Raw genomic sequence first — 7581 nt, 5'->3', positions numbered from 1 at the left:
GAGAACCCCCGCGCCGTAGGCTTCGGCGCCGAAGTGCGCCGTCGCGTCATGATCGGCACCTAAGTGCTGTCGGCCGGCTATTACGAAGCCTATTACCTGCGCGCGCAGAAGGTCCGCACGCTCATCAAGAAGGATTTCGAGGACTGCTTCGCGAAAGGCGTGAATGCGATCCTCACCCCCGCGACGCCGTCGGCGGCGTTCGGCGTGGGCGAGAAGGGCGGCGCCGATCCCGTCGAAATGTATCTCAACGACATCTTCACCGTGACGGTGAACATGGCGGGCCTGCCCGGCATCGCCGTCCCAGCCGGCAAGGACGCCCAGGGCCTGCCGCTCGGCCTGCAACTGATCGGCCGTCCGTTCGACGAGGAGACGCTGTTCTCGCTCGGCGAGGTGATCGAGCAGGCGGCGGGCCGCTTCACGCCGGCGAGGTGGTGGTGAACATGGCGGCGTTCACGGCGAGTCTTTCCGGCGCGGCGCCCGCGCCGGACCTGGGCGCGCCGCTCGCAGGGATATGGTGGGCGGCGAAAGGCGACTGGGACCGGGCGCACAAGATCGTCCAGGACGACGGCACGCGCGAGGCCGCCTGGGTGCATGCCTATCTGCACCGCGTCGAGGGCGATCTGTCCAACGCCGGCTATTGGTATCGCCAGGCGGGCCGGCCCGCGCCGAAGGATTCATTGCAGGCCGAATGGGAGCGGATCGCTTCCTCGCTGCTCGGAGAAGCAACGCCATGAGCACAGCCACGCACAAGCTGATCAAGGGGGCGACCGGCGACTGGGAAATGGTCATCGGCATGGAGATCCACGCCCAGGTGACCTCGAAATCCAAGCTGTTCTCGGGCGCTTCCACCGAGTTCGGGGGCGAGCCGAACACCCACGTGTCGCTGGTCGACGCGGCAATGCCGGGCATGCTGCCCGTGATCAACGAGGAATGCGTCCGCCAGGCCGTGCGCACCGGCCTCGGGCTCAACGCCAGGATCAACCTGCGTTCGGTGTTCGACCGCAAGAACTATTTCTATCCCGACCTGCCGCAGGGCTACCAGATCAGCCAGTACAAGTCGCCGGTGGTGGGCGAGGGCGAGGTGCTGGTCGAACTCGACGGCGGCCGCAGCGTCACCGTCGGCATCGAGCGGCTGCACCTGGAGCAGGACGCCGGCAAGTCGCTGCACGACCAGTCGCCGACAATGTCCTATGTCGATCTCAACCGCTCCGGCGTCGCGCTGATGGAGATCGTTTCCAAGCCGGACCTTCGCGACGCCGAGCAGGCCAGGGCCTATGTCACCAAGCTGCGCTCGATCCTGCGCTATCTCGGCAGCTGCGACGGCGACATGGAGAAGGGCAGTCTCCGCGCCGACGTCAACGTCTCGGTGCGCCGGCCCGGCGGGCCGCTGGGCACCCGGTGTGAAATAAAGAACATGAACTCGATCAACTTCATCGGTCAGGCGATCGAGTACGAGGCGCGCCGCCAGATCGAGATCCTCGAGGACGGCGGCGTGATCGATCAGGAGACGCGCCTGTTCGATTCCATCAAGGGCGAGACGCGCTCGATGCGCTCGAAGGAGGAGGCGCACGACTACCGCTATTTCCCCGATCCGGACCTGCTGCCGCTGGAATTCACCCAGGAGTTCGTCGACGGACTCAAGGCGGAGCTGCCGGAACTGCCGGACCAGAAGAAGGCGCGCTTCATCGCCGATTTCGGTCTCTCGCCTTACGACGCGAGCGTGCTGGTCGCCGAGCGCGAGAGCGCCGAGTTCTACGAGGCGGTGCTGGACAAGCTCGCGAACCGTTCGCGCGACGGCAAAGTGGCCGCCAACTGGGTGATCAACGAGCTGTTCGGCCGTCTCAACAAGGAAGGCCGGGATATCGCCACCTCGCCGGTCTCGGCAGTGCAGCTCGGTTCGATCGTCGACCTGATCGGCGAGGGAACAATCTCCGGCAAGATCGCCAAGGACCTGTTCGAGATCGTCTGGCAGGAGGGCGGCGATCCGCGCGCGCTGGTGGAACAGCGCGGCATGAAGCAGGTGACAGACCTCGGGGCGATCGAAAAGGTGGTCGACGACATCATCGCCGCCAACCCGGACAAGGTCGAGCAGGCCAGGACCAAGCCGCAAGCCATCGGCTGGTTCGTCGGGCAGGTGATGAAGTCTTCCGGCGGCAAGGCCAACCCCCAGGCCGTCAACGACCTGCTCAAGTCCAAGCTCGGAATCTGATCGGCGGGTCCGACAAGGGAGGTGACGGCACGTTGCCGCACCTCCTTCGCTCCGCTCCGGCTCGACGTGGCGCATCGAAGCGGCGACCCATTGCCGCGATTGAGCTCCGGGCGGCCAACCGAATCGGCGCCGGCGATTCGTGCGAAACATCGCCTCGATCGGTCGGTTGCGAGACGTTCCGCCGTTAAGCATGAAAATTTTTTCGTTGCCAAAATCGGCGACTCAGAGTCCGTGCAAAGTGCCTTCGCGGGGAATCGATCGAGCGTCTGCGCTTCGATCGCATCAACTTCGTCAACAGTGTGAATCAAAGAAAAGCCTGCAGCGCAGGGATTTCTTGCAATATTGACATTGCCGGTGTCGATGCGGCGCGGGTTTTTTGCATTCTTCTGCGCACGCGCGCTTGCGCTTTCGATTGAAGCGCGTCGTTTGCGCCGCACTCGCACCGTCAACACTTCCTTAAGCTGGACGCTGTTTTTTTCGTCGTGTTGGTGTATTCGGGATGAAGTGCATCTCGATACCCGAGTGCACGCAGCAAATAGAGCCATCTCACATCGGAGGGCAACATGGCGAAGAAAGCTAAGAAGGCAAAGAAGGCGAAGAGCGCAGTGAAGAAGACTGCGAAGAAGACCCGCAAGGTCGCCAAGAAGAAGAAGTAAGTCTCGCTCGACTGAAGATGCCGGCTCCTTGATGCCGGCACGTCGTCAGGGTCACCGATTTCAGTAGGTCGCCCTGGTTGACGAAAGAGGGTGTCGGCGAGACATCAGGTCAACGGTCGGATCACAATCTGCCTTGCGGAGCTTCGCTCCCCAGGCTTCCGGTCCGGCAGAAGAAACAGGTTTTCTTCGTTCGCTGCGGATCCCCACCAGGGCTCCGCGATTTCACCGGCGGCCTTGCGGCCCAGGTGGGATTTGGTCCTGACGTGTTCGCCGACGCCCTCGTTTCCCTCGCCGGGCCGCGTCCGGCGTTTCATCTCCCCGTTTTCCAAACGCTTTCGATTCTGCACGTGCCGGCTTGGACGCGCGGCAACGCCTTTCAGCATGGATCCTGCCACGCAGGTGGCGCATCCGGCGAAGCTCCGAGAGGCGCGTGGTTCCGGGCTTCGCGCTCGGGCCTGCATTCAGGCGTTTCATATCCTGCCGCGCGACCTGATCGCGCCTGTACTCATGTCAAGCCGCCGGCATATTGCGACAGGACCGCTTCTGCATCAAAGAGCGTAACGGTCCGAGGAAGCGAGACTTGCACGGCCGGAAGAAAGCAGGGCTTGAATCCCGCGCCTTTGGAAATCTCGTGAGGGAGGCCTCCAACCAGCCTCTATGCGGATGGTTATCGACGGGCAAAGACCCAAGGTAAACCGAACCTGTCGCACGCGCGGAAACCCTTGCCGCACCACGGTTTCTGCAGTTGGGCGCGGACCGTCCGGGGCCGTGCGTTTACGTCGCGTTCATCGCGATACTTAAACTGCTTTTCAAACTTGCTCGGCCATCATCGCCCCACAAGCCGGCAAACGGCATGGGGAATAACGGGAAGTCCATGAGCATGACCTGGTCATGCCTGGTCAGAGTGACAGGGGCCGCACTCGCTCGCGAGGCGGCATAAAAACAAAGGGGATGCGACATGTTTCACGGGAACATCGATCTGGATTCGGCAATGCCGATCGAGTCGAGCACAATCTGCGACGTTCTGTTCGAGCGTGGTCTGTATTGGGCCAGCGGTCGTTCAGGCCTGGTCGACTTCGTCGCCGCGCACAAATGGTTCAATCTCGCGGCGCTCAAGGGACGCAAGGACGCGATCGCGCTCCGCCAAGAGGTCGCCGAGATGATGTCGGAGGCCGAGATCGCCGCCCCGCAGCGTGAGGCAAGGGCCTGGATGACGATGCACTGAGGCGCTTCGTCTGCGCTTCTTCGGCAAGTCCTCGTCGCGTCAAATCAATAACGCCCAGCGCGCCCGCGATTGAACCGCGGCACGGTCGACAGCCACAATGGTTGCCGACCCGGTGCGCCTGATGATTGCGATCTGTAGGACGCAACTTTCCGCCGCCTGGAGTTATGGATTCCGGGCTCGCGACTTCGTCGCGCCCCGGAATGACGGGGGATGTCGCGATCGCCTTTGATGCTGATCGAATCGACCGAAATCGGGCGACTAGAAATCAGCCCGTCGACACACATCGGCGATGCTGGTTCTTTCGAGCGCAGCCTTCCATTTCCCGTCATTGACCACAGGCCTTGGTTGGAAATAGCGGGAAAGAGATCAATCCACCGGGATTCGACCCGTCGCCCGGCGCACGAGATCATTGGTCAGCCGATGTAGAGCGTCCCGTGCGTCCTGCTTGCAAGGATATGGACGGCGCTCGACCACCAACAACGGACATCGTGCCGTTGCGCTTTCCGTGCCGGCGCAGGGCTGGTGTGTGGTTCAACGTGAGGGCCGACGAGCCGTCCTGGTCTCACCGTCGCACCGCGCGTCTGACGGAACCCTTCATTGCATGGAGAGGGGCTCTCGGCGGGGCTGACGGGCGTGTAAGCGATCGTCAGCGGAACCCTGTGAGCGCCTGCACCGGGCGATCGCCATCACGAATGCTTCACAAAGCGGGCAATATCTCCATTCTATCGCTTGCGGCTTGCCGCTCTGTCGGGCATATCCGCCTCACCGGAGATGTGGCCGAGTGGCTGAAGGCGGCGGTTTGCTAAACCGTTATAGGCTTGTAAAGGCCTATCGAGGGTTCGAATCCCTCCGTCTCCGCCAGCTTCCCCTGTAGACAGATCAAATGCGAACGGTGCGGCCGCGGCGCCGCGCTGCAAGGCCGTCGGCCGGTCGCGGTTCCTCCGGTGATCTCTTTATTAATGTCCATATCAATGTCCGCGCGGAAGCCCGCGCGGGCGCGATTCCGGGTGTCTGATTCTTCGATTCGTCGCGCGTTTTTCATCGTTCGAGGCGGCGGCTGTGCCCTGTTACCAAACGGCCAGCATTTCGAGGGCGATCGGAACCAGGCTTAAAATCATTTTAACATCAATAACTTGGCGGCGCCGCCCGATCGAATCCGCGTGTTATTTGTGCAACACCGCGCCGAAAAGGCGCTGATCAAGGCCGTTTGGGAGCGTTCCTTTGTTGCTTGTGCAAGGTCGTTCGGTAATTGTGAGGGCGCGACGGAGGGGGGCATCCCGAAGTCGTCCCGATCTTAGGTGGTTCGCTTAAGTCCCTCGCGTTCATGCGGGTGTGTCCGAAGGCGCGAAGCGGCTAAGCGGTGGTTTAAGGGACAAGGGAACCAACCTTAGGGTGCTTCACCCGCCGGATCCGGAACCTTCCCTAGAGAGCAACTTGGAGGTTTAACATGAAGATGATTAAGAGCCTTGTGCTCGGCTCAGCGGCGGGTCTGATCGCCATGGGTGGAGCCCAGGCTGCCGATCTTCCCGTAAAGGCCAAAGCGGTCGAATACGTGAAGATCTGCTCCCTGTATGGTGCCGGTTTCTACTACATCCCGGGCACTGACACCTGCATCAAGCTGGGTGGCTACCTGCGCGTCGACGCCGTCGTGAACGGCAGCGGCGACTACATCCGTCCGAACTGGGATGGTGCCGCTGGTCAGCACACCCGTCACCGCAACTACTTCCTGGGCCGTTCCCGTGAAGACCTGAACATCGACACGCGCACCGCGACCGAGCTCGGCGTGGTCCGCACGTTCTTCGATGCGACCTTCACCTGGACCTCGGGCGACGCGATCGCCGGCGGTACGCTCGGCGTGTACTATGCCTTCATCCAGTTCGCCGGCTTCACGATGGGTAAGGCGATCTCGCAGTTCGACGTGCCGTGGACCAACTATCCGGCCAACTTCAACGACTTCCTGGTCGGCGGTTCGGGCGACGTCACCGGCGTCAACCAGTTGAGCTACACTGCGGACTTCGGTTCGGGCATCACCGCCTCGATCTCGCTGCAGGATCCGACCAACTACTACTACACCGCCCTTTATAACACCTCTGGTGGTACGGCTACGACCGCTGCGGGCGGCGCGTACGGCACCAACAGCTACGGCGGTGCGGCTGCTCCGGACGTCGTCGGTCAGTTGCGCGTTGATCAGGCCTGGGGTCTGTTCCAGGCGTCGATCGCGGCGCACGACAACCACACCAGCTACTACACCACGACCAACGAGACCTCCGGTCATCCGTCGGACAAGTGGGGCTGGGCTGGTCAGTTGGGCCTGTCGATCAAGAACATCCCGACCGGTCCGGGCGACACGATCAACCTCCAGGCGGCGTACTCGAACGGTGCAAGCCGTTACGTGTTCCAGAGCCTCGTTCCGATCTCGTACGCGATGTACGGCAGCACCGGCCTGGCCGGCGCCTATCAGAGCGTCGCGTTCGCGGGCGTGTCTGACGCCGTGTTCGCCGGCACTTCGGCGGCGACTGGCACCGGTCTCGAGCTGACCTCGGCTTGGGGTTTCCGCGGTGGCTACACCCATAACTGGGATGCCAAGTGGTTCTCCTCGATCTTCGGTGCCTATGCTGCTCTGAGCTACAACACCAACGGTAAGGCTCTCGTCTGCGCCACGTACTCTGCTTCGATGGTTGCTGGCTCGACCTGCAACCCGGACTTCAACATCTGGCAGATCGGTACGCGGACGGGCTGGACCCCGGTCAAGGGTCTGACGATCTCGGGCGAAGTGACGTACACCGCGCTCGACCAGAAGAACACGGGTGCGATCACGCTGCCGGCAATCTCCGCCAAGCCGGCTGCCGTGTACGAGTTCAAGGATCAGGGCACCTGGACCGGTGGCTTCCGCGTTCAGCGCAACTGGTGATCCCGGTTCTCACGATTTGACGAAGAACCCCGGCAGGAAACTGCCGGGGTTTTTTCTTATAGCGGTTAGGAAACTGATTACTGGGCGGCGCGGCCGTCGACGAGTGGGAGCACGCTCTCCCGTCTCCGTCTCGTCATTCCGGGATGCGTGCGAAGCACGCAGGCCCGGAATCCATTGAGCCGCATAAATCCGTTGTGAAATGGATTCCGGGTTCGACGTTGACAATGACGGCTGATTTGGTCGGACCGATTTGCCCGGCCCGGCAATTCAGTTCGATGCTCGCCCCGCGCACGGATGAAAGACTCGAAAAGCGGCTGCGCCCAAACTGCCATTTAGTGAGCGATTTCAAGCTGATTTGGCCTGTCCAGTCCTGGCGCTCGAAATAACTCGCTTTCACCGTCGGGCAAATCACGTCTAGCACTCCGCCCGTCCTGGCCCGACACGAGGGGCGGTTCGCGAGTCGTCAGAAGCGCGGGTTGGGATGCGGTGGACGCGACTGCGTCGTGCGCGAGGAGCGTTGCAGGGCGGGCCTCAAGTCCGTGAGCAAGGCTTTCGCGTGGACGAACGGCGCTGAAAGCGT

Annotated in this window: 7 protein-coding genes, 1 tRNA gene and 1 pseudogene; 7 read left to right on the top strand and 2 right to left on the bottom strand. The window is 62.2% G+C overall.

Translation table 11 applies throughout. From position 1 onward, the window contains the following. From HY852_RS21185 to gatB, 3 genes and pseudogenes are all read left to right on the top strand, one after another. A pseudogene (locus HY852_RS21185) lies at positions 1-438 on the top strand (amidase family protein); the annotation flags it as partial. Between the two features lie 2 nt (positions 439-440). Beyond that, a complete protein-coding gene (locus HY852_RS21180) occupies positions 441-734 on the top strand; it encodes a hypothetical protein (RefSeq protein WP_291606842.1) in 294 nt (97 codons plus the stop codon). Then, entirely contained in the window at positions 731-2209 is a 1479-nt protein-coding gene (gatB, locus tag HY852_RS21175; RefSeq protein WP_291606841.1) for an Asp-tRNA(Asn)/Glu-tRNA(Gln) amidotransferase subunit GatB, read from the top strand. The genes HY852_RS21180 and gatB overlap by 4 nt, the downstream gene beginning before the upstream one ends. Positions 2210-2969: 760 nt before the next feature. On the opposite strand, the gene HY852_RS21170 is transcribed toward gatB, so the two are convergent. Beyond that, positions 2970-3248, bottom strand: a complete 279-nt coding sequence (locus HY852_RS21170; RefSeq protein ID WP_291606839.1) for a hypothetical protein — start codon at positions 3246-3248, stop codon at positions 2970-2972. Positions 3249-3823: 575 nt separating this feature from the next. Here HY852_RS21170 and HY852_RS21165 point away from each other — a divergent pair. The 4 genes from HY852_RS21165 (at position 3824) to HY852_RS21150 (ending at position 7001) form a co-directional block, all read left to right on the top strand. Further along, positions 3824-4090 (top strand): hypothetical protein, encoded by a 267-nt coding sequence (locus HY852_RS21165; protein WP_291606838.1) that lies wholly within the window; start codon positions 3824-3826, stop codon positions 4088-4090. A 228-nt stretch (positions 4091-4318) separates the two neighbouring features. Then, on the top strand, positions 4319-4516 hold the full coding sequence (locus HY852_RS21160) for a hypothetical protein (RefSeq protein WP_291606837.1): 198 nt from the start codon (positions 4319-4321) through the stop codon (positions 4514-4516). Positions 4517-4857: 341 nt separating this feature from the next. Continuing rightward, positions 4858-4951 (top strand) — tRNA-Ser (locus tag HY852_RS21155). A 586-nt stretch (positions 4952-5537) separates the two neighbouring features. Next, entirely contained in the window at positions 5538-7001 is a 1464-nt protein-coding gene (locus tag HY852_RS21150) for a porin (protein WP_291606836.1), read from the top strand. A gap of 133 nt (positions 7002-7134) precedes the next feature. Here HY852_RS21150 and HY852_RS21145 read toward each other — a convergent pair whose 3' ends face one another. Continuing rightward, positions 7135-7422, bottom strand: a complete 288-nt coding sequence (locus HY852_RS21145) for a hypothetical protein (RefSeq protein ID WP_291606835.1) — start codon at positions 7420-7422, stop codon at positions 7135-7137. Between the last annotated feature and the right edge of the window lie 159 nt (positions 7423-7581).

The sequence above is a fragment of the Bradyrhizobium sp. genome (genome assembly GCF_016213215.1).
Classification (GTDB): Bacteria; Pseudomonadota; Alphaproteobacteria; order Rhizobiales; family Xanthobacteraceae; genus Bradyrhizobium.
Note: the sequence above shows the minus strand (reverse complement) of the source record. Positions and strands in the feature narration are given on the sequence as shown.